The sequence below is a fragment of the Thermithiobacillus plumbiphilus genome, from assembly GCF_038070005.1.
Taxonomy (GTDB): domain Bacteria; phylum Pseudomonadota; class Gammaproteobacteria; order Acidithiobacillales; family Thermithiobacillaceae; genus JBBPCO01.
This window is the reverse complement of the sequence record NZ_JBBPCO010000006.1, coordinates 40,697-60,908: the sequence shown is the minus strand read 5'-3', so window position 1 is coordinate 60,908 and position 20,212 is coordinate 40,697. Positions and strand designations below refer to the sequence as shown.

Sequence of the window (20,212 nt, the reverse complement as noted above, 5' to 3'; positions counted from 1 at the left end):
AGGAGTACCGCATGGGTTCTTCCCCGCGCCAGCCGCGGCATGGCGACAAGCTGAATTCGGGCTTTTTCGAGGAGTTTCTGGAAAGATTGCTGGAAGACCGCGACCGCTCCGGCCTGAGCGAGATGATCCGCGAGATCGATGCACTCATGATCACCGTGGAGCCTGGGCACGCGCGCGACTACGTGGCGGAACTGTCACTGATGACGCCCTACCATTATCTCGTCACCCTGGAAAGCGCCCAGCACCATACCCATGTGCTGCGCATCGACCTGGAAAGCCCGGACATCCTGGTGCGCGAGGTGCGCAATCCCGAGCTGCGCGGGGTGTTTCGCAGCCTCAATGAGGTGTATCCCATCGGCAGCCTCAAGCCCAACTCCCGCTATATGGGCGAGATCCTGCGGGTGACTGATCTCGATGCCGTGGTCAGAAGCCAGCAGGCGCGCGAAATCCGTTTCTTCAGTCCCGAGCAGCTGGCCAGCATGGAGCTCCCGACCAACCTGGCGGTGAGCAAGCCCTCGCCCTACACGCACAACATCGTCTGTTACTGGGAAAGGCCGGAGCAGCAGTTGCGCATCTATCAGCTCGGCGAGAGCCGGATCCTGGCGGACATCCAGTCGGGCTACGAATACGCCAAGGAGCAACAGGCGCGGCTTGGCATCGACCGGCTGATCCTGCCCATTGACCATCTCGCCACGCGGGTCTACAGCCAGAACCGCGAAGTGGCGATTCTGGAATACCTGAGCCTGTCGAGTTATTACTACTGGGGCTCCTTCGACATCGCCGACCAGAATTCCTCGACCAATGTCACCAAGAGCCTGCACTGCGCGCAGGAATCGCGCAGCCCGGCCAAGGTCTTCACCGCCGCCAACCATCCCTACTTCGTCAACCACCTGCTGCAACTGCCTTCGCCGACCGAGCAGTTCGTGCGCAACTACGGGCCGCGCCTGCATCATTTCGCCCTGGCGGTGCGTGATGGCATGACGGCTGGGCAGGCCAATATCGACTACGTGGTGCGTGCCATCGAGCACAGCGGCAAGGACTTCCTGCTGGACGTGGTCGGCTCGCGCGAGGAGGGCCTGAAACAGATATTCTCCAGCGCCTCCGAGCATTCTTCCCTGATCATCGAATATGTGCAGCGCTTTGATGGTTTCGAAGGATTCTTTACGCGCGACAACGTGGCCGAACTGACCGAGGCCGCCGGCGCGGATCGGGAGCTGCGCGCGCTGGATACGCCCAGGCGAGGCTAGCTGGACAGGCGCTGGAGCTGATGCGTGAAACTGAAGTGCGTCCCTGCGGCTTCCAGGCTGCCGCTGATCGGCGCCGCGCATTCGGGGTCGGCCGCGCAGGCCAGCGGAATATGCTGTTCGGTGGCGAACAGGCCCGAAGTCGGGTCCAGGCCCAGCCAGCCGGCACCCGGCACATAGACCTCCGTCCAGGCATGCAGGCCGAAATCATCATTTCCCGTGCCGTTCACGCGGCTATCCGGGTCAAGCTGCACCAGATAGCCCGAGACAAAGCGCGCCGCCAATCCCAGATGCCGCAGGATCTGCACCAGCAGCCAGGCGCTGTCGCGGCAGGAGCCACAGGCGCGACTCAGGGTTTCCTCGCAGGACTGCACGCCGGATTCCAGGCGCAACTCATAGCGCAGATCACGCTGGAGCCGCTGGTTCAGGTCAAACAAGAAGCCAATCAGGCTGGCTGGGCGCCGGTCGATGCCGGCCAGCCACTGCTGCAGCAATCCGCCTGCGGGTTCCGGTTCGAAGTAGGGCAGCAGCGCCCGGCGCAAGGGTTGCGGATAGGCGAAGGGATAGGTCTCGGCATAGTCCGCCACCAGAAAATCAAAGGGATTGAAGGGCTGCAGGTCCAGGGTGATATTCACGTCCACCGTGAATTCGCGGGTGGGTTGGGGCAGCAGCACGCGCGCCAGATGGTTGGCAAAGGGGTCCTGAAACCAGTACAGATGGTGTTCGGCTGGCGTGACCTGCAGCGCATACTGGCGAATCTGCGAGCGATCATGGGGCGCCGGACGCAGACGCAGGATCTGCGGCCCGAGCTGAATGGGGCGGTCATAAGCATATTGGCTGCGATGCTGCAATGCGATCAGAATTCCCATGCGCACTCCCGGGCCGAACCTGATGAATTACAGTTGCCCACCGCTCAGCTCTGGGAAATGGAACGGATGCTCGGCGGCTGGTCCGCCTGCTCCCAGGAGAAGGGGGGCAGCTCGCCCAGGGCACGATTCAGACCAATCGACCAGCTGTTGCTCAGTTCGCGCCAGAAATCATCGTCCTGATCCAGTTGCAGATAGCGGCCCTTCTTCAGGGAATTACGCGGATAGAGGTGCAGTTCGATGGGTGGACCCACCGTCAGATTGCTGCGCATGGTGGAATCGATGGACACCAGCGCGCAACGGGCCGCGTCCTCCAGGGTGGTATTTTCCCCGATGACCCGATCCAGGATCGGCTTGCCGTACTTGAATTCGCCAATCTGGAAAAAAGGCTGGGCCGAGGAACTGTGGATGTAGTTGCCTTGCGGATAGATCAGATAAAGCGCCGGCGCCGCCGTGCCGATCTGGCCGCCCAGGATGAAGGTCGATTCGAAATTGGTGCTGGCGGTATCCCGCCCACTATGGTGGCGCTGGATCTCGGTGCTCAGGCCGCCGACATAGTCCGCGACCGCTGCCATGCTTGGCATGCTCAGGAGGCTATGCCCGGTGCCGGCAGCATCTTCACGCAGACGCTTGATCACCGCTTGCGTGGTGGCAAGGCTCCCGGCGCTCAGCAATGTGAGAAAACGGTCACCCTCCCAGATGAAGGAGTGCATCTTGCCGTGCACGCTGATATCGTCCAAACCCGCATTGGTGCGCGAATCCGAGGCAAAGACCAGACCATGCGCGGTCGATATGGCGAGACAGTAAGTCATGGCAAACCTTTGATTCACGGTGGAAAAAGAGAAATTATAACATGTCTGTCGCCATCTGCTTGCTCCAGGCACTCTTGGTCGGACTGACATTGGTCCCGAAAATTCAAGCAACAATGATGCCACGCTGGCGCCTGCCCCGACAAATCAGTGGGAGAAAACATGCCTGAAATCACTGGCATCCTGCTCGCCGCCGGCCTCAGCCGGCGCTTTGGCAGCGACAAGCGCCTGCACCAGCTGCCGGATGGCAGGCCACTGGCACTGGCCGCCGCCATTACTTTGCAAGCCGGGATGGATCAGACGCTCGCCGTGCTGCGCCCCGAAGATGCCCCCTTGAGCCAGATGCTCGTAGATGCCGGCCTGCAGCCGGTGTTCTGCCCGCAGGCCACGCTGGGCATGGGCGCGAGCATTGCCTGTGGCGTGCGCGCCAGCCCGGATGCCGGTGGCTGGCTCATTGCGCTGGCCGACATGCCCTTCATCCAGCCTGATACCATCCGATTGATCGCTGAAAGTCTACGCCAGGGGGCCCCGCTGGTCGCCCCCCTGTATCAGGGTCGGCGCGGGCACCCGGTGGGCTTTGGGCCGCGGTTTCGCAAGGATTTGCTGGCGCTCGATGGTGATTCGGGCGCGCGCGCCATTCTCCAGGCGCATCCCGAATTGCTCAGGACGCTCGCGGTGGATGACCCCGGCATCCTGCGCGACATCGACGCTCCCGCCGATCTGCCGCCTGCCTGAACCTGCTGCTGGTCTTACAACATTCTCCACATGCGGCAAGGGGCGCCGGACCTTATGCTTGAGGGTCCTGAGACGGGCAAGGAGCGGGCATGACGCAACGGGTGGCGGACTTTCTGGTGGAGCGCCTGCAGGCCTGGGGCGTCAAGCGCGTATTCGGCAATCCCGGCTACGGGCTATTTGGCGTGCTCGATGCCCTGCGATTGCAGCAGGATCAGATCCAATTCATGCAGCTGCCCCACGGCGAGATGGCGGGTTTCATGGCCTCTGCCCATGCCAAGTTCAGCGGCGGGCTCGGGGTCTGCGTGGGCGATACCGGCGCCGGTGGCGTGCAGCTTCTGAATGGCTTGTATGACGCCAAGAAGGATCATCAGCCGGTGCTCGCCATTCTCGGCCAGGTCGGCATCGGTGCCGTAGGCGCGGATTTCCAGCAGGAAGTCGATTTCCGCGATCTCTTTGGGGATGTGGCCGCCTATGTCGAGATGATCGCCAACCCCCTGCAGGCGCGTCATGTGCTGGATCGCGCCATCCGCATCGCTCTCGGCGAGCGCACCGTGGCCTGCGTCATCATACCCACCGACATCCAGCAGCAGCCGATGACCAAGCTCAAGCATGCCCACGAGCGGGTCCCAAGCGCCGTCGGCTATCACGCGCCGCGCGTGGTGCCGGAGATGGCCGAGCTGCAGTGGGCTGCCGCGGTGCTCAATGCCGGCCAGCGCGTGGCCATCCTGATCGGCGCCGGGGCACTCAAGGCCACTGATGAGGTCATCGCGGTGGCCGAGCGGCTTGGCGCCGGTGTGGCCAAGACCATGCTCGCCAAGGCGGCGCTGCCCGATGACCTGCCCTTTGTCACCGGCCAGATCGGTTATGTCGGCACCCAGCCGAGCTGGGACCTGATGGCCGATTGCGACACCCTGCTCATGATCGGTTCCGATTTTCCTTTTTCCGAGTTCCTGCCCAAGCCCGGCAGCGCGCGGGGCGTGCAGATTGATCTGTCGCCACGCCAGCTCGGCCTGCGCTACCCCATGGAGGTCAATCTGCTCGGCGACAGCCGCGAGACCTTGCAGGCACTCCTGCCCTTGCTGGAACACAAGGCCGGGCGCGCCTGGCGTGAGCGCCTGGAACGCAAGATCAGCGACTGGTGGGCCATCGTCGAGGCCCGCGCCATGAACGATGCCGATCCCGTCAACCCCCAGCGGGTGATCTGGGAGCTCTCACGGCAGTTGCCGGACGACAGCATCCTCTGCGCCGATTCGGGTAGCGCTGTGCTCTGGCTGGCGCGTGACATCCGCATCCGCGCCGGCATGTGTACCGCAATTTCCGGTGGCCTGACGGCGATGGGCACGGCGCTGCCCTATGCCCTGGCCGGCAAGCTCGTGCATCCCGATCGCCCGGTGATCGCCCTGGTGGGCGATGGCGCCATGCAGATGAGCGGCAATACCGCGCTGCTCAGCATCGCCCGGCACTGGCGCGAATGGGCCGACCCGCGCCTGATCGTGCTGGTCTTCAACAATCAGGACCTGAGCTTCATCACTTGGGAGCAGCGGGCGCTGGCCGGCACGCCCAAGTTCGAGGCCTCCCAGAACCTCGCGGACTTTCCCTATGCCCGCTATGCCGAGCTGATCGGGCTGCAGGGCATTTGCGTGGACCACCCGGATCAGCTGGCTGCTGCCTGGAGCACGGCCCTGCAGGCCAATCGACCCGTGCTGCTGGAGGCCCGCACCGATCCCAATGTGCCGCTGCTGCCGGGGCATTATGCCGTAACCCAGGGCAAGGCCACCATGAAGGCCCTGCTCAAGGGCGAGCCCGAGGCCTGGGGCATGATCCGCCAGGGTGCGAAGGATCTCCTGCAGGATTTTTTGCCGCATCCAAAGCGGCGCGACTGAGATCGGCTACGGACCTTCGGACCGGAACCATCGAAAAGGCCGGTGGTCCAGTTTCTATAAGCTTGCACGCACGCATGATCACCAGAAGAAGGAGAGATTCATGGCCAGAAAGATTGCCGATTCCGTTGTCGTCATCACCGGTGCTTCCAGTGGCATTGGCCGCGCCACGGCTCTGATGCTGGCCGGGCAGGGGGCCAGCCTGGTGCTCGCCGCCCGGCGCGAGGAGGCCCTTGTCGAGGTGGCCGAACAGTGCGAGAAGCTCGGAGGCCGGGCTCTGGCTGTGCCGACCGACGTGACCGATGAAGAGGCGGTTCGCGCCATCGCCCGCCAGGCTGCCTCGCATTTCGGGCGCATCGATGTCTGGATCAATGATGCCGCCGTCATTGCCTTTGGCCGATTCGAGGAGATGCCGGCCGAGGCCTTCCGCCAGGTGCTGGAAACCAATCTGTTTGGTTATGTGCATGGCGCGCGCGCGGTCATTCCGTATTTCCGCGAGCAGGGCAGCGGCACGCTCATCAATGTCGCGTCCATGGTCGGCAAGACCGGCGCGCCCTATCTCAGCGCCTATACCGCCAGCAAATATGCCATCGTCGGGCTGTCCGAAAGCCTGCGCATGGAACTGGAGGATGCGCCGGAGATCCACGTCTGCACCGTGCTCCCGGCCACCATCGACACGCCGTTTTTTCAGCACGCCGCCAACTATTCCGGCCGTGCCATCCAGGCCATGCCGCCGGTCTATGAGGTCGATGACGTCGCACGCACCATCCTCAGCCTGATCCAGCATCCGCGCCGCGAGGTGACGGTCGGCGCTGCGGCAAGCCGGGCCATCCGCATGAAGAAGATGGCGCCCGCCACCAGCGAGAAGATGTTGGCCAAGCGGGTGGATGCCACGCACTTTCAGGACCGGCCGGCAGCCAGCAGCGCCGGCAATCTATACGAGCCCATGGCCGGCTATGACTGTGCCAGCGGCGGCTGGAAGGTCGATGAGGGCCGCAGAAAGCTGCCCATGGCAGGCGCCGCGCTGGGCGCCATGGCCCTGAGCGCCGGCATCGGCTACCTGCTCAGTCAGCGCTATCGCAAGCCCCTGCCGATGCACCGCAGGCTGGGTCGGCACCTGAGCCGGATCAGTAAGGACGGGCTACCCAGTCTCAAGCGCGACAAGGGACTGCTGCCCTCAAAATACAAGGATCGCCTGAGCGCGTTCACGCGGAACTTGCTGCACATGCCCGCCCGCAAGCAGGGTCTTTTGCCCGGGCTGAAGCACGGCAGGCTGTCTTTCCTGAAGTAATGGGGGACAAACCGGGCCTGAGCACCGCGCCACTGGGCGAGAACTGGATCCAGTTGCCCGGTGGTACGCTGTTTTATCGCAGCAACAGCAGCCTGCCGCCGCCGGACAGCCCGAGCATCGTGCTGGTCCATGGCCTGGTGGTTTCCAGCGCTTACATGCTGCCCATCGGCGAGTATCTGGCCCCGCACTGTCGGGTCTTCGCACCAGACCTGCCGGGCTTTGGCAGGAGCTACAAGCCCTGGCCGGTACTGGATGTGCCGCAACTGGCCGATGCCTTGGTCCGCTGGATGGATGCCATCAGGCTGGAAAAGGCGCACTTCCTTGGTAATTCCTTTGGCTGCCAGATCCTGACCGAATTCGCCATTCGCCATCCCGAGCGCGTGGACCGGCTGATTTTGCAGGCCCCGACCGTGGACCCGCAGGCCCGCAGTCTTGGTCGCCAATGGTGGCGATTAATGCAAGACAGTGCCAAGGAGCCGCCTGGGCTTGCCTTGATCAGCCTGAAAGACTACGCCGCGGCCGGGATCTCCCGCGCGCTTGCTACGGTGCGCATCGTGCTGGCGGATCGGATCGAGGAGCGCCTGCCGCTGGTGGATGTGCCGACTCTGGTCGTCATTGGCGCCAGGGATCCATTGGTGCCGGGGACATGGGCGAAGGAGGTCACCCGCCTGCTGCCACAGGGACAATTGCGGGTCGTGCCCGGCTATGGGCATGTGCTCAACTACGCCGCGCCGCTGGAGCTGTTCCGCGTCATCGCACCCTTTCTGGGTATCGCCGGGCAGGGTTGAGACCACCGCTTTCCCCACCAGGCCAGCAACAGATTTCCTCAAAACACCGCTTGCCAAATCTCCTGATCCAGCTATGTTATTGCACATTTTGCTGGCAAGCGAACTATAATTCCTGTACGCATCCTTACAAGCTGAGGAGAGATCATGTATCTCAAGATCCTGCTGCCGGCCCTGGCCGCCGGCATTGTCCTGTCCTGTGCCACGCCCGCCCTGGCCTGGAGCCCTAAACTGGCTGTCGATGAAAACACCTGGGCCCAGGTAGGCGTGCTCGGGCAGTTCCAGTTCGAGGCCAAGCAGGACAATGCCGGGACCAATGGCGATCAGTGGTCCAATGGTGCCTTCGTGCGCCGTTTCCGCCTGCTGATGCAGGGCTCGGTGCATAAGAATGTGCAGTTCCTCTTTGATACCGACATTCCCAATGCCGGCAAGAGTGCCGATTTTGGCCAGCCGGCACCGCAGGAAAAGCTCATCCTCAATGACGCCTTCGTCGATTTCAACCTCGTTCCCGCCCTGAAATTCGAGGTCGGCCGCATCCTGCTGCCTTTCTCCTATGAGAACAAACAGAGCGCCACGGCGCTGCTGGGGCTGGACTATAATCTCAATGCCATCAAGATTCCGACCTTCTCCGAGCCGCTGGCTGCCTGGCGCGACAATGGCGTCGAGGCGCGCGGCCTGCTGCTCAACAACCTCATCGATTACCGGGTGGGCGTCTTCACCGGCCAGCGGGACAACGCTATCAATCCCGACGATCACCTGCGCTACACCGGGCATGTGATGCTCAACCTCGCCGAGGCCCAACCCGGCTGGTTCTACAGCAACAGCAACTTCGGCAAACAGACCATCCGCTCGCTCGGAGTGGGCTTCGACATGCAGGACGATGCCACGCCAGTCTATACGACCGACACGTCTGTCTCGCCCAGTGTCACCACGCTGGCCAGCCGCCAGGACTATCGCGCCTGGGAGGTGGACGGCCAGCTTGAACAGCCGCTGGGCAATGGCCAGGCCATCTCCGCCTCGGCCGCCTGGTTCGACTGGGAGCACGCCGCTGGTGATTTCAGCGGCAACACAGCCTTCGCCCAGGCCGGTTATCTCGTCACCCCGCACTGGCAGCCGGTGCTGCGCTGGGAGCATCAGGACCCCGATGCCGGACGCAAGCTCGACACCTATCATCTGGGCATGAACTATCTGATCAAGGGGCACAATGCCAACCTCAAGGTCGATTATGCCCTGCATGACCGCATCGGCGCCGATGGCGAGGAGAAGGATGCCTTCCGCCTGCAGGCACAATTCCTCTATTAAGGAGATCCAGTGGCTTCAGCCAAACCCAAGTCCGGCGCTGCCGGCACGCAAAAGGCCCGCCTGAACTGGGCGGCCATCGAGGCAGATCCGCGCTTTCGTGCCTTGCACCGGAAAAAGAACGTCTTTCTCTGGGGCTGGATGATTGCCGCTGTGGTCTACTATTTCCTACTGCCCATCGGCGCGGCCTACTTCCCCGGCATCTTCAACCGCCAGGTCTGGGGTCCGGTGAATGTGGGCCTGTTGTTCGCGCTGTCGCAGTTCGTGGTGGCCTGGTTCATCGCCGCGCTGTACTCGCGCAAGGCCGGACGTGATTTCGATCCCCTGGCGCAGGACATCGCCAAAGACAGCCACAAATTCGGAGCCTGAGCATGAAGCCCTCGATTCCATCCGCGGCCCTGGGCCTGCTGGGGCTGTCTGCCAGCCTGCCCGTCTGGGCCCAGGACGCCAGCGTCAACACCCACAAGACCCTGACCCTGAGCCTCTTTGCCGTGATCGTCGGCATCACCCTGATGATCACCTACTGGGCGGCCAGGCGCACCCACAGCACCGCCGAGTTCTATGCCGCAGGCCGCTCGATCACCGGCTTCCAGAACGGGCTCGCCATCGCTGGGGATTATCTGTCGGCGGCCTCCTTTCTGGGCATTGCCGGTCTGATCGCGCTTTACGGCTATGACGGCTTCATGTACTCGGTGGGCTTTCTGATGGCCTATATCACGGTGCTGCTGCTGATTGCCGAGCCCTGCCGCAATACCGGCAAGTACACCATGGCTGACATCCTCGCCTTTCGCAGCGAGCCAAAGAAGGTCCGCACCGTGGCGGCGCTTTCGACCATCATCGTCTCGACCTTCTATCTCACCGCGCAGATGGTTGGCGCGGGTTCCCTGATCAAGCTCCTGATCGGCATTCCCTACGAGACCTCGGTGATCATCGTCGGCATCGTGATGCTCGCCTACGTGGTATTTGGCGGCATGCTGGCGACCACCTGGGTGCAGATCATCAAGGCCGTCATCCTCATCATCGCCTCCTTCATCCTGGTGCTGGTGGTCTGGGGCAAGTACGGCTTCAGCCTGCCGGGATTCCTGAATGCCGTTGTGAATGATCCGAACATCCAGAATCACGTGGCGAAGCTGCTGGGCGACAAGGCGGCGGGCATGAGCCCGGAGGAACTGGGGCAGCGCTTCCTGGAGCCGGGCCTCTTCCTCAAGAATCCCATCGACCAGCTATCGCTCGGAATGGCGCTGGTGTTCGGCACCGCCGGCCTGCCGCATATCCTGATGCGCTTTTACACCGTGCCCACCGCCCGGGCGGCGCGGACCTCGGTGATCTGGGCCATGATCCTCATCGGCGGCTTCTATGTCATGACGCTGTTCCTGGGCCTTGGTGCGGCGCTGAACGTCGGGCCTGCGGCCATCATCGGCATCGACAAGGGCGGCAACATGGCAGCCCCGCTGCTCGCCCAGTATGTCGGTGGCGGGCCGGAGTCCATGCTTGGCAACTTCTTCCTGGCCTTCGTCGCGGCGGTGGCCTTCGCCACCATCGTCGCGGTGGTCGCGGGCCTGGTGCTGGCGGCAGCCTCGGCCATGGCGCATGATCTTTACGTAGGTGTGATCAAGGGCGAGCACGCCAGCGCCAAGGAGCAAGTCAGGGCCGCGCGCGTGGCCACCGTGCTGGTCGGCATTCTCGCCATCGTCATCGGCATCGCTGCCAAGGGTCAGAACGTCGCGCATCTGGTGGGCCTGGCCTTTGCCGTGGCGGCCTCGGCCAATCTGCCGGTGCTGCTGCTGACCCTGCACTGGAAGCGCTTCAATACCGGTGGCGTGATCGCCGGCATGCTGGTGGGTGCTACTGCTGCCATCGTGCTGGTGCTGGTCTCGCCGAACATGACCTATCCGCTCAAGGTCAAGGCCGATGCCGAGAAGGTGGTGGCCGAGGCGCCCGCCAGGCGCGCCGCCCTGCAGGCCCAGCTCGCCGATCCCGCTGCTGCTGCGAAGGCGCAGGCTGATCTGGCCAGGCTGGATGCCGATGTGAAAAAGGCGGAGGAGGATATCGCCAAGGTCGGCGATAAGCGCAGCAGCCTGATGGGATTGGAAAAGCCCTTATTCGAGCTGAAGAATCCGGGCATCGTCTCGATTCCGCTCGGCTTTCTCGCCGCATTCATCGGTTCGCTGCTGTACCGCGACAAGCGCGCTGAGGAGATGTGGGATGAGCTTTACGTGCGCCAGAACACGGGCATACACGCGGAGTAGCGGATCACCTTAAAAAGCCCGCTTCGGCGGGCTTTTTCAGGCGAGACATCTTCGCCGGTGTAATCTGCCAGGAGGCGTCGGTATCCCCGCTATCCAGCAGGATTCTTGCAGAGATCAGGGCGCGAGCCGCTTTGGCCATGTAGGTTTGTGGGCTCACAGGCGGAGGCCTTCCCGGCGGATGTTCTCGATCAAGGCGGGATTGTTGAACTGTTCGGGATGCTCCCATTCTGTTTCCCAGAGTGGGAAGGCCTCGATCAGAATGCCGGTATCCATCAGCACATCGAAAGCAAGATCGGCCATCTCCAGCGCTGCATCCACTCGAGATGTACGCGCTCCCTGCAAGAGCACGGCAATATCCAGATCGCTATCCGGTCGGAAGTCGCCTCGCGCCCTGCTGCCAAACAGAAAGGCCCCGGCCACGGAATAGCGTGTCCTGACCTTCTCCAGGAAAATACGCGTTGCCTGCGCAGTGATAGGGTCCATGGCGGCCTCCGGTTGTTATCTTTTATTCCAATATAGCAGGCGTTTATCTCAGAAAACGAGCATTCTCACGCCCCCACCCAGTCCACGCAGTCCAGCGGGCAGGCGCGGATGGCCTTCTGCAGGATTTCGATGGCCTGCTGGCGCGGGAACTGGCTGCGCCAGGCGAGTACGATGCGGCGTTTGGGGAGGGGCGCGGCAAAGGGTCGGGTCGTGACCATCTCGCCCTGCCCAGTGCGCTGGGCGGCGCTGCAGGGCAGCACCGTGATGCCGACGCCGGTGGCCACCATGTAGCGAATGGTTTCCAGCGAACTGCCCTCAAGCGTCCTTTGCAGTTCGCCGCTGCCGCCGCGGTTCAGATCCGGGCAGGCCTTCAATACCTGATCCCGAAAGCAGTTGCCGGTACTGAGCAGCAAGGCCGTTTCCTCGGCCAGACGCTCGGACGCGATAGTGGCTTGCGCTGTCCAGGGATGTTCCGGCGGCAGGGCCACCACGAAAGGCTCGTCATACAGTGCCAAGGTGATGATGCCGGGCTCCTGAAAGGGCTCGGAGACGATGATGGCGTCGAGCTGTCCCTGCTTGAGCCGTTCCGCCAGCACCACCGTGAGGTTTTCCTCCACCAGCAGCGGCATCTGCGGCGCCAGTCCTCTCAATGCCGGGATCAGGGTCGGAAAGAGATAGGGCCCGATGGTATAGATCGCGCCCAGACGCAGCGGGGCTGCCAGCGGGTCCTCGCCGTCGCGGGCCAGCTCCTTGAGAACGCGCACCTCCTCCAGCACCCGCACCGCCTGCGCCACGATCCGCTCGCCAATGGGCGTGAGCGCCACCTCATTGGGCCGGCGTTCGAACATCGAAACCCCCAGTTCGTCCTCCAGCTTCCTGATGGCCACGCTCAGGGTGGGCTGGCTGACGAAGCTGGCCTCCGCCGCGCGTCCGAAGTGCCGTTCCCGTGCCAGGGCTACGATATAACGAAGTTCCGTCAGGGTCATCTGCCCTCCTTTCGAAATAGTCTCACCCTATGATGCCATTTTGAATTATCAATTTCACCTATCAGGCCAGATCCCGTAGGATTACTCCATCGGGCCAGCCCGGCCCCATACCCGCAAGGAGAATCAGCATGTTGCAAAGCCATGAAGGACAGCGCGTACCGGACGTTATTTTTCATATCCGCGAGAACAACGAGTGGGTGGACCGCAGCACCGACGAGATCTTCAATGGCCGCACGGTGGTGGTGTTCGGCCTGCCTGGCGCCTTCACCCCGACCTGCTCATCGAGCCATGTCCCGCGCTTCAACGAGCTCGCCCCGGCATTCTGGGACAATGGCGTGGACGAGATCATCTGCGTGTCGGTCAACGATACCTTCGTCATGAATGAGTGGCAGAAGGATCAGAAGGCCGAGAATGTCACCTTCCTGCCCGATGGCAACGGGGACTTCACGGCCGGCATGGGCATGCTGGTGGACAAGTCGGATCTCGGTTTCGGCGATCGCTCCTGGCGCTACTCGATGCTGGTGAAAGATGGCGTGGTCGAGAAGATGTTCATCGAGCCCTTTGTGGCCGGCGACCCCTTCGAGGTCTCGGACGCCGATACCATGCTCGACTACATCAACCCGCGGGCGAAAAAGCCCGAGTTCGTCTTCCTGTTCTCGAAGGCCGGCTGCCCGCACTGCGCCCGCGCCAAGACCCTGCTCGAACAGCGCGGCATGAACTATGAAGAGGCCGTGGTCGGGCGCGATGTCTCCAGCCGTGCCGTGCGTGCCGCGACCGGGAAATCCACCGTGCCGCAGATCTACATCGGCGGGCGTTACATCGGCGGGTCGGACGATCTGGAGCAGTACTTCGCCCGGCAGGGCTGAGCAAAGGCCGGCTGCACCTGGCCTGGAGAGCAGACATGAGCAGACACTATGACTTTGTGGTCATCGGCGGCGGCAGCGGCGGCATTGCCGCCGCCAATCGCGCCGCCAGTTACGGCGTCGGGGTAGTGCTGATCGAGGGCGGTCGCCTGGGCGGCACCTGCGTGAACGTCGGCTGCGTGCCGAAAAAGATCATGTGGAATGCCGCCCACCTGCAGCATCGTTTATCCCAGGCCTGGGCCAGTGGCACCCATGTCGGTGGCAACCGGGTCGACTGGACCGCGCTGGTCAGCGCCCGCGAGGCCTATATCCGCCGGCTCAACGGTATCTATGCCGGCAAGCTCGACAGTAATGGTGTCGAGCGCGTCGAGGGCTATGCCCGTTTCGTCGATGCCCGCACTGTGGAGGTCAATGGTGAACACATCAGCGGCACCCATGTCCTGATTGCCACCGGCAGCCATCCCGTGCGCCCGGACGTTCCGGGTGCTGAACTTGGCATCGATTCCGACGGCTTCTTTGCACTGACCGAACAGCCGCGGCGCGTGGTGGTGGCCGGCAGTGGTTATATCGCCGTCGAACTCGCCGGTGTGCTGCGGGCACTGGGCAGCGAGGTGACATTACTGCTGCGTGGCGAGCGCGTGCTGAGCGGCTTCGACGCCATGCTCGGCGATGAACTGATGATCGCCATGCGTGCCGAGGGCATCGACGTCATCACGCGGGCCCAGACCGCCGCCGTGGAACGCCAGGCGGATGGCCTGAGCCTGACGCTTGCGGATGGCAGGAAGCTGGCGCATTTCGACCATTTGATCTGGGCGGTGGGCCGGCGCCCCAATACCCAGGGGCTTGCTGTCGAAAATGCCGGATTGGCATTGAGCCCGCAGGGGCACATCCATGTCGATGCCTTCCAGAGTACCGGGGCTCCTGGCGTCTATGCCGTGGGCGACGTCACCGCCGCCCCGGCCCTGACCCCGGTCGCCATTGCCGCCGGCCGGCGCCTGGCAGATCGCTTGTTCGGCGGCCAGCCGGATCGCTGTCTGCAGATCGATCTGGTGCCCACGGTGGTCTTCAGCCATCCACCGATCGGCACGGTGGGCCTGTCGGAGGCGCAGGCGCGTCACCGTCATGAGGACGTCAAGGTCTATCAGGCCCGCTTCACGCCCCTGGTGGACGCGCTCGCCCCGCATCCGGGCAAGACCGCCATGAAGCTCATCACCGCCGGGCCCGACGAGTTGGTGGTGGGCTGCCACATCATCGGCGAGGGGGCTGACGAGATGCTGCAGGGCTTTGCCGTCGCCATGCAGATGGGCGCCACCAAGCGGGACTTTGACGACACCCTGGCGATCCACCCGACCAGCGCCGAGGAACTGGTGACCTTGCGCTAGCGCAAGTGGAAATCAGTGCCGTGGCTCCAGCAGTTGCACGTGCGCGCGCAGGAAATCAAGAAAGGTCTGCGCCACCACCGATAGCTGCTTGCCGCGTGGGCGCACCACGTACCAGTAACGCCGGATCGGGAAGCCCTGGACGTCGAGGGCGACCACTTCTTCATGTTGGGGATCCAGGCTGAGCGTGCTCTGGGACAGCACGGCCAGTCCAAGGCCGCCGGCAACCGCCTGCTTGATTGCCTCATTGCTGCCAAGCTCCATGCGGATGTTGAGCGGCACTTTCTGCGCTTCAAAGACGCGTTCCACGGTCAGGCGCGTGCCCGATCCGTGTTCCCGCACGATGAAGGGCACATTGCCCAGCTCGGCGAGGGGGATGTCTTTCCGTTGCGCCAGAGGATGGGACTTCGGCGCCAGCACCACCAGCGGATTCTCCATGAAGGGCTCGCATTCGATGTCGAGCGTCTCCGGCGGCACCCCCATGATATAAAGGTCATCCTGATTGCGCCCAAGCCGCTCCAGCACCCGATCCCGATTGACCACTTCCAGGGCGATGTCGATGCCCGGAAACTGCGCGCAAAAGGGTCCGAGAATCCGCGGCATGAAGAACTTGGTGGTGGTGACGGCCGCAATCCTCAGCCGGCCCTGCTTCACGCCCTTCAAATCCGCGATCTTCTGCTCGAAGCGGCCCCAGGTCTCCAGCCAGCCGGCGCAGGTGGCATAGAGTTCCTCGCCCGCCTCGGTCAGGAAGATCTTCTTGCCGATCTGCTCCAGCAGCGGCAGCCCCACTTCTTCGTGGAGCAGCCGGATCTGCTTGGAGACCGTCGGCTGGGTGACGTGCATTTCCTCGGCGGCCCGCGAAAAGCTCTTCAAACGGGCCACGGCTTCGAAGGTGCGCAACTGACGCAGGCTGATGCGCTTCATCGGGCTTTCTCCCTATATGCATAGCCTTGAGGCTATCATTTTCAGTCGAACAATTCATTTTTATCTCTGGTAGACATTTCCTAGACTCTGCGGCATTGATCTCAACCCTGGTTGATTGCAACGCCACAAGGAGTCGGACCATGCCATCAACATCACTCTCTTTCACCCCCGCCATCGCCCTGCTGGCGCCCCTGCTGCTCTGGGCCGTCGGGCTGATGCCGACCGCATGGGCCAACGCGCGTCCGCAGCTGATGGCGCGCCTGAACATGGGTGCTGCCTGGCTGGCCTTTGCCAGCGCCCTGCTCGCCGCAGTGGCGCACATGTTCGACAGCACGCGCGTCTGGACCCTGTACTCAATCCCCCTGCCCGGCGGGATCGGCGCCTTCTCCCTCGGCAGCTACGTCAATGGGGTGACGGTGATCATGCTGCTGCTGGTGTCCTTCGTGGGCGTCGTGGTCTCGCGCTATGCCCGCAACTACCTCGATGGTGACCGCAATCAGGGCCGCTTTCACAAGTGGCTGAGCCTGACGCTCGCGTCCATCCTGACCCTGATCGTGTCCAGCAACCTGCTCATGTTCTCGCTGGCCTGGATAGCGACCAGCCTCTGCCTGCACGAGTTGCTGATATTCTATCGCGAGCGCCCGGCCGCCGTGCTCGCGGCCCACAAGAAGTTCGTCGCCAGCCGTATCGGGGACGCGTGCCTGCTGCTGGCGACCTTTCTGATCGGCTCGACGCTCCACACCCTGGAGTTTGCCGACATCTTCCGCATCATGGCCGCTCAGGACGGCCCGTTGCCCCAGTCCCTGCAATGGGCGGCACTCCTGATCGTGTCGAGCGCGGGGCTCAAGTCGGCGCAGTTTCCCTTCCACGGCTGGCTGTTGCAGGTCATGGAGGCGCCCACCCCGGTCTCCGCGCTCCTGCATGCGGGCATCGTCAACGGCGGCGCCTTTCTCATCATCCGCATGAGCCCGATCATGTCCCACGCGGGAACCGCCCTGGCCCTGCTGGCGCTGATTGGTCTGGTCACGCTGACGCTCGCCTCCCTGGTCATGCTGACACAGACCAGCATCAAGGCCTCGCTCTCCTGGTCCACCACGGCGCAGATGGGTTTCATGCTGCTTGAGTGTGGCCTTGGATTGTACAGCCTGGCCATGCTGCACCTGGTGGCGCATTCGTTCTACAAGGCGCACGCCTTCCTGTCCTCCGGCAGCGGGGTGGACAGCTTCCGCGCCCCCGCGCTGGCCTACCATGGCGCCAAGCGGCTCCAGCCCGGCCGCCTGATGCTGGCCCTGCTGATTGCAGGCGTGATGACTCTGGGCGTGGCCACGGCATTCGGCATCACGGTACAGGAGCAGCCGGCCCTGATCGCCACCGGCGCCATCGTCGCCATCGCCCTGAGCCAGTTGCTGCTGCAGGCCGGCGAGATGGGCAATGCCGCCTTCCTGCTGCGCGCCCTGGGCCTCAGTGCCGTCGTCAGCACCGCCTACTTCGGGCTGCATGCGCTGTTTGATGTGGCCATCCGCGACAGCGTGCTGCCCCTGCGCGATCCCGCGAGCACGGCGCAACTGGTCATCATCGGCCTGACCATCGTGGCATTTCTGGGCTTGCTGCTGACCCAGCAGTTGTTCCGCGCCCCAGGGCGCTCTGCCGCCAGCGAAGCCCTGTACGTGCATCTGTACAACGGCCTGTATATCGATGTCTATCTGACCCGAATCCTGCAGCGCGTCTGGCCCAGCCCGGCGCAGACCACGGAATCCAGAGGAGCCTGATCATGAATCTTGCCGACACCATTGTTCTGAGAGAAGCCGACGGCGAGACGCGCAATGAAGCCCTTGCCCGGAGCCGGGACGCAAGCCGGGCGGCCGGACAGGCAAGTGGCCCGATGGATCTGGATGCCGCCACGCTGGACCAGCGCATCGATGCGGCCTGCGCACGCATCGCGCCGCTCTGGCCCTTGAAGCACTTCGTCGCCGTCAACCCGTTCTTTGGCCTGCGCGACCTGAGCTTCCAGGATGCCTCCGACACCCTGGCCCGCCTGGTCGATACCAGTCTCTACATGCCCTGGGCCTACTACCGCGAACAGCTGGCGTCCGGACGCATCAGCCGCGAGGACCTGGAGCAGGCCATTGCCCGCTGCGGCAGCCGGCTGAATATGGCGGCTGTGGAGCGCGCCCTGGCCACGCAAGCGCCGACGCCGAAGATCGGCATGGCCTCGGTCAGCGACATCCTCGAGCGCGTGGAAGGCGGCATGTGGACGAGCTTCGTCACCGAGCGCATCAGCCTGCACTGCGCGTCCTACTTCGACCTGGGCCAGTCGCTCGTGCACATGCCCTGGCGGGACGAGTCGCTGTACACCTCCTGGCGCAAGGCCGCGTCGATCGACCTGAGCCCGGCCATGATGGGCCTGGGGGACTTCCGGGGCAGTGTCGCCCGGCTGCCCGAACAGCCGCGTGCCGCGATTGCCTGGGCGCTGACGGAGCTGGGCATTCCTGACGAGGCGGTGGAGCGTTACCTGCACGCCTCGCTGCTGAGCATCGGCGGCTGGGCGGCCTGGGCCCGCTATCTGCGCTGGCAGGCGGAGCTCGCCGGACGGCAGGATGATGCCATCGTCGATCTGCTGGCCATCCGCGTAATGTGGGACGTGCTGCTGTACAACGAAAAGGCCACCGCCGCCCTGGTGGCGCGCTGGCGCGAGATGCTGGCCGCCAGCATGCGCCCGCCTTCCGCCAAGCGCCAGGCTGCGGCGGAGATCGACCGCATTCTGCTCAATGCCATGGAGATCGGCTTTCAGCGCGAGGTCATCGCCGGTTTGCGCACTGGTCCGAGCGCCCAAGCCGCCGTGCGCCCGGCGGTACAGGCGGCCTTCTGCATCGACGTGCGCTCGGAAGTGTTCCGGCGTTCCCTGGAGACCGTGGCCCCGGCCGCCCAGACGATCGGCTTCGCCGGCTTCTTCGGCATCTCCATCGAATACGTACCGCTGGGCGCCAGTGCCGGGCGTTCCCACGTCCCGGTGATCTTCAACCCAGCCTATCGCGTGTACGAGCGGGTGAAGGATGGTGATGCGGCGCAGAACGCGCAAGTGCTGGACAAGCGGCGTGAGCGCCTGGGACTGAGCAAGATCTGGAAGGGCTTCAAGCTTTCGGCCTCCTCCTGCTTCTCCTTTGTCGAGGCCGCCGGGCTGATGTATGCCCCCAAGCTGCTCACCGACAGCTTTGGCTGGACCCGTCCGGTCCCCGATCCCGCCAGACAGGGCCTGGATGATGCCACGATCGACCGGCTCGCCCCCAGTCTCGCGCCAGTGCCGCAGGATCAGTGCTGCCCGCATCACGCTGATTCCGGTATCCCGGAATCCGACTGGGTGGACAATGCCGAACGCATCCTGCGCAGCATGTCCCTGACCGATAACTTCGCGCGCCTGGTGCTGCTGGTCGGGCATGGCAGCAGCACGGTCAACAACCCGCACGCCAGCAGCCTGGACTGCGGCGCCTGCGCCGGCCAGACGGGCGAAGCCAGCGCCCGCATCGTCGCCGCGCTGCTCAATCAGCCACAGGTGCGCCGCGGCCTGCGTGATCGGGGCATCGTCATCCCCAATGACACCTGGTTCCTGGCCGGGTTGCACGACACCACCACGGACGAGCTGCGCCTGTTCGATACCGACGCGCTGCCGAAGGAACTCGCGCCGGATCTATCCAGACTGCGCCAGTGGCTGGACCAGGCCGGGGATCTGACCCGCATGCAGCGCGCCAGCTGCATGGGCATCGCCGGGCTGCCAGGTCAGGACCTGGAGGCCGACCTGCGCCGACGCAGCCGCGACTGGTCCCAGGTGCGTCCGGAGTGGGCCCTGGCCAAGAATGCCGCCTTCATCGCCGCGCCCAGGGACCGCAGCCTCGGGGCCGATCTGGAGGGCCGCGCCTTCCTGCACGAGTACCAGTGGCGCAAGGACCAGGAGTTCAAGATCCTTGAGCTGATCATGACTGCACCCATGGTGGTAGCCAACTGGATCAACATGCAGTACTACGGTTCGGTGGTGGACAATCAGCGTTTTGGCAGCGGCAACAAGGTGCTGCACAACGTGGTGGGGGGTGCGATCGGGGTGCTGGAAGGCAATGGCGGCGACCTGCGCATCGGCCTGCCGCTGCAGTCGCTGCACGACGGCAAGGGCTGGGTGCATGAGCCGCTGCGCCTGAGCGTATTCATCGAGGCCCCCGAAGACGCCATGGACGATGTCATCGCCCGCCACGAACTGGTGCGCCAGTTGGTGGACAATGGCTGGTTGCACCTGTTCCGGATCGGCGACGATGGCCGGGTCTACCGGCGCGTGGCCCATGAGAACTGGGAGCAGACTGCCGCCTGAGTGTTCCTGTTCTGCGACGGCGAGGCCATGAAGGCTTTCAGTGCTTCGCCGGAGTGGGGGAGCGC

General features: G+C 63.9%; 18 protein-coding genes. 12 read left to right on the top strand and 6 right to left on the bottom strand.

Annotated elements, in window-relative coordinates:
- The first annotated feature begins 11 nt into the window (after positions 1–11).
- A complete protein-coding gene (locus WOB96_RS07245) occupies positions 12–1,247 on the top strand; it encodes a hypothetical protein (RefSeq protein WP_341370616.1) in 1,236 nt (411 codons plus the stop codon).
- Here the strand turns inward: WOB96_RS07245 and WOB96_RS07240 are convergent.
- The gene (locus WOB96_RS07240) at positions 1,244–2,113 is read right to left on the bottom strand and encodes a transglutaminase family protein (protein ID WP_341370615.1); all 870 of its coding nucleotides are present in this window, start codon (positions 2,111–2,113) and stop codon (positions 1,244–1,246) included. The two genes, WOB96_RS07245 and WOB96_RS07240, sit on opposite strands and share 4 nt — an antisense overlap.
- 44 nt (positions 2,114–2,157) lie before the next feature.
- A complete protein-coding gene (locus WOB96_RS07235; RefSeq protein ID WP_341370614.1) occupies positions 2,158–2,922 on the bottom strand; it encodes a proteasome-type protease in 765 nt (254 codons plus the stop codon).
- A gap of 159 nt (positions 2,923–3,081) precedes the next feature.
- On the opposite strand from WOB96_RS07235, the gene WOB96_RS07230 reads away from it, so the two are divergent.
- From WOB96_RS07230 to WOB96_RS07200, 7 genes are all read left to right on the top strand, one after another.
- Entirely contained in the window at positions 3,082–3,654 is a 573-nt protein-coding gene (locus WOB96_RS07230) for a nucleotidyltransferase family protein (protein WP_341370613.1), read from the top strand.
- 89 nt (positions 3,655–3,743) lie between these two features.
- Entirely contained in the window at positions 3,744–5,537 is a 1,794-nt protein-coding gene (locus WOB96_RS07225) for a thiamine pyrophosphate-requiring protein (RefSeq protein ID WP_341370612.1), read from the top strand.
- 100 nt (positions 5,538–5,637) lie between these two features.
- Positions 5,638–6,825 carry an SDR family oxidoreductase gene (locus tag WOB96_RS07220; RefSeq protein WP_341370611.1) on the top strand — a complete coding sequence of 396 codons (1,188 nt, stop codon included), beginning with the start codon at positions 5,638–5,640 and terminating at the stop codon, positions 6,823–6,825.
- Entirely contained in the window at positions 6,825–7,613 is a 789-nt protein-coding gene (locus WOB96_RS07215) for an alpha/beta fold hydrolase (RefSeq protein ID WP_341370610.1), read from the top strand. Before WOB96_RS07220 ends, WOB96_RS07215 begins: the two co-directional genes overlap by 1 nt.
- Positions 7,614–7,757: 144 nt before the next feature.
- Complete coding sequence (locus tag WOB96_RS07210; RefSeq protein ID WP_341370609.1) at positions 7,758–8,912, top strand: porin; 1,155 nt, start codon at positions 7,758–7,760, stop codon at positions 8,910–8,912.
- A gap of 9 nt (positions 8,913–8,921) precedes the next feature.
- Positions 8,922–9,278 carry a DUF485 domain-containing protein gene (locus WOB96_RS07205; RefSeq protein ID WP_341370608.1) on the top strand — a complete coding sequence of 119 codons (357 nt, stop codon included), beginning with the start codon at positions 8,922–8,924 and terminating at the stop codon, positions 9,276–9,278.
- 2 nt (positions 9,279–9,280) lie between these two features.
- Entirely contained in the window at positions 9,281–11,158 is a 1,878-nt protein-coding gene (locus WOB96_RS07200; protein WP_341370607.1) for a solute symporter family protein, read from the top strand.
- A 4-nt stretch (positions 11,159–11,162) separates the two neighbouring features.
- On the opposite strand, the gene WOB96_RS07195 is transcribed toward WOB96_RS07200, so the two are convergent.
- The 3 genes from WOB96_RS07195 to WOB96_RS07185 form a co-directional block, all read right to left on the bottom strand.
- Positions 11,163–11,297 carry a hypothetical protein gene (locus WOB96_RS07195; RefSeq protein ID WP_341370606.1) on the bottom strand — a complete coding sequence of 45 codons (135 nt, stop codon included), beginning with the start codon at positions 11,295–11,297 and terminating at the stop codon, positions 11,163–11,165.
- Positions 11,298–11,311: 14 nt separating this feature from the next.
- The gene (locus WOB96_RS07190) at positions 11,312–11,641 is read right to left on the bottom strand and encodes a nucleotidyltransferase domain-containing protein (RefSeq protein WP_341370605.1); all 330 of its coding nucleotides are present in this window, start codon (positions 11,639–11,641) and stop codon (positions 11,312–11,314) included.
- Between the two features lie 65 nt (positions 11,642–11,706).
- Positions 11,707–12,627 carry a LysR substrate-binding domain-containing protein gene (locus WOB96_RS07185; protein ID WP_341370604.1) on the bottom strand — a complete coding sequence of 307 codons (921 nt, stop codon included), beginning with the start codon at positions 12,625–12,627 and terminating at the stop codon, positions 11,707–11,709.
- A 128-nt stretch (positions 12,628–12,755) separates the two neighbouring features.
- Here WOB96_RS07185 and WOB96_RS07180 point away from each other — a divergent pair, with 128 nt between their 5' ends.
- Together WOB96_RS07180 and gorA are read left to right on the top strand one after the other, a co-directional pair.
- A complete protein-coding gene (locus tag WOB96_RS07180) occupies positions 12,756–13,493 on the top strand; it encodes a glutathione peroxidase (RefSeq protein WP_341370603.1) in 738 nt (245 codons plus the stop codon).
- A gap of 35 nt (positions 13,494–13,528) precedes the next feature.
- Positions 13,529–14,872: a glutathione-disulfide reductase gene (gene gorA, locus WOB96_RS07175; RefSeq protein ID WP_341370602.1), complete on the top strand. Its 1,344-nt coding sequence runs from the start codon at positions 13,529–13,531 to the stop codon at positions 14,870–14,872.
- Between the two features lie 12 nt (positions 14,873–14,884).
- Here gorA and WOB96_RS07170 read toward each other — a convergent pair whose 3' ends face one another.
- Positions 14,885–15,793: a LysR family transcriptional regulator gene (locus WOB96_RS07170; RefSeq protein ID WP_341370601.1), complete on the bottom strand. Its 909-nt coding sequence runs from the start codon at positions 15,791–15,793 to the stop codon at positions 14,885–14,887.
- Positions 15,794–15,933: 140 nt separating this feature from the next.
- Between WOB96_RS07170 and WOB96_RS07165 the strand changes: the two genes are divergently transcribed.
- Together WOB96_RS07165 and WOB96_RS07160 are read left to right on the top strand one after the other, a co-directional pair.
- Positions 15,934–17,562, top strand: a complete 1,629-nt coding sequence (locus WOB96_RS07165; protein ID WP_341370600.1) for an NADH-quinone oxidoreductase subunit L — start codon at positions 15,934–15,936, stop codon at positions 17,560–17,562.
- A gap of 2 nt (positions 17,563–17,564) precedes the next feature.
- On the top strand, positions 17,565–20,147 hold the full coding sequence (locus WOB96_RS07160; protein ID WP_341370599.1) for a YbcC family protein: 2,583 nt from the start codon (positions 17,565–17,567) through the stop codon (positions 20,145–20,147).
- Positions 20,148–20,212 lie beyond the last annotated feature (65 nt).

What these genes read in the sequence shown, in the direction of transcription:
- WOB96_RS07245 (WP_341370616.1), top strand. Translation starts at nt 12, where the DNA reads ATGGGTTCTTCCCCGCGCCAGCCGCGGCATGGCGACAAGCTGAATTCG.
- WOB96_RS07240 (WP_341370615.1), bottom strand. Translation starts at nt 2,113, where the DNA reads ATGGGAATTCTGATCGCATTGCAGCATCGCAGCCAATATGCTTATGAC.
- WOB96_RS07235 (WP_341370614.1), bottom strand. Translation starts at nt 2,922, where the DNA reads ATGACTTACTGTCTCGCCATATCGACCGCGCATGGTCTGGTCTTTGCC.
- WOB96_RS07230 (WP_341370613.1), top strand. Translation starts at nt 3,082, where the DNA reads ATGCCTGAAATCACTGGCATCCTGCTCGCCGCCGGCCTCAGCCGGCGC.
- WOB96_RS07225 (WP_341370612.1), top strand. Translation starts at nt 3,744, where the DNA reads ATGACGCAACGGGTGGCGGACTTTCTGGTGGAGCGCCTGCAGGCCTGG.
- WOB96_RS07220 (WP_341370611.1), top strand. Translation starts at nt 5,638, where the DNA reads ATGGCCAGAAAGATTGCCGATTCCGTTGTCGTCATCACCGGTGCTTCC.
- WOB96_RS07215 (WP_341370610.1), top strand. Translation starts at nt 6,825, where the DNA reads ATGGGGGACAAACCGGGCCTGAGCACCGCGCCACTGGGCGAGAACTGG.
- WOB96_RS07210 (WP_341370609.1), top strand. Translation starts at nt 7,758, where the DNA reads ATGTATCTCAAGATCCTGCTGCCGGCCCTGGCCGCCGGCATTGTCCTG.
- WOB96_RS07200 (WP_341370607.1), top strand. Translation starts at nt 9,281, where the DNA reads ATGAAGCCCTCGATTCCATCCGCGGCCCTGGGCCTGCTGGGGCTGTCT.
- WOB96_RS07195 (WP_341370606.1), bottom strand. Translation starts at nt 11,297, where the DNA reads ATGGCCAAAGCGGCTCGCGCCCTGATCTCTGCAAGAATCCTGCTGGAT.
- WOB96_RS07190 (WP_341370605.1), bottom strand. Translation starts at nt 11,641, where the DNA reads ATGGACCCTATCACTGCGCAGGCAACGCGTATTTTCCTGGAGAAGGTC.
- WOB96_RS07185 (WP_341370604.1), bottom strand. Translation starts at nt 12,627, where the DNA reads ATGACCCTGACGGAACTTCGTTATATCGTAGCCCTGGCACGGGAACGG.
- WOB96_RS07180 (WP_341370603.1), top strand. Translation starts at nt 12,756, where the DNA reads ATGTTGCAAAGCCATGAAGGACAGCGCGTACCGGACGTTATTTTTCAT.
- gorA (WP_341370602.1), top strand. Translation starts at nt 13,529, where the DNA reads ATGAGCAGACACTATGACTTTGTGGTCATCGGCGGCGGCAGCGGCGGC.
- WOB96_RS07170 (WP_341370601.1), bottom strand. Translation starts at nt 15,793, where the DNA reads ATGAAGCGCATCAGCCTGCGTCAGTTGCGCACCTTCGAAGCCGTGGCC.
- WOB96_RS07165 (WP_341370600.1), top strand. Translation starts at nt 15,934, where the DNA reads ATGCCATCAACATCACTCTCTTTCACCCCCGCCATCGCCCTGCTGGCG.
- WOB96_RS07160 (WP_341370599.1), top strand. Translation starts at nt 17,565, where the DNA reads ATGAATCTTGCCGACACCATTGTTCTGAGAGAAGCCGACGGCGAGACG.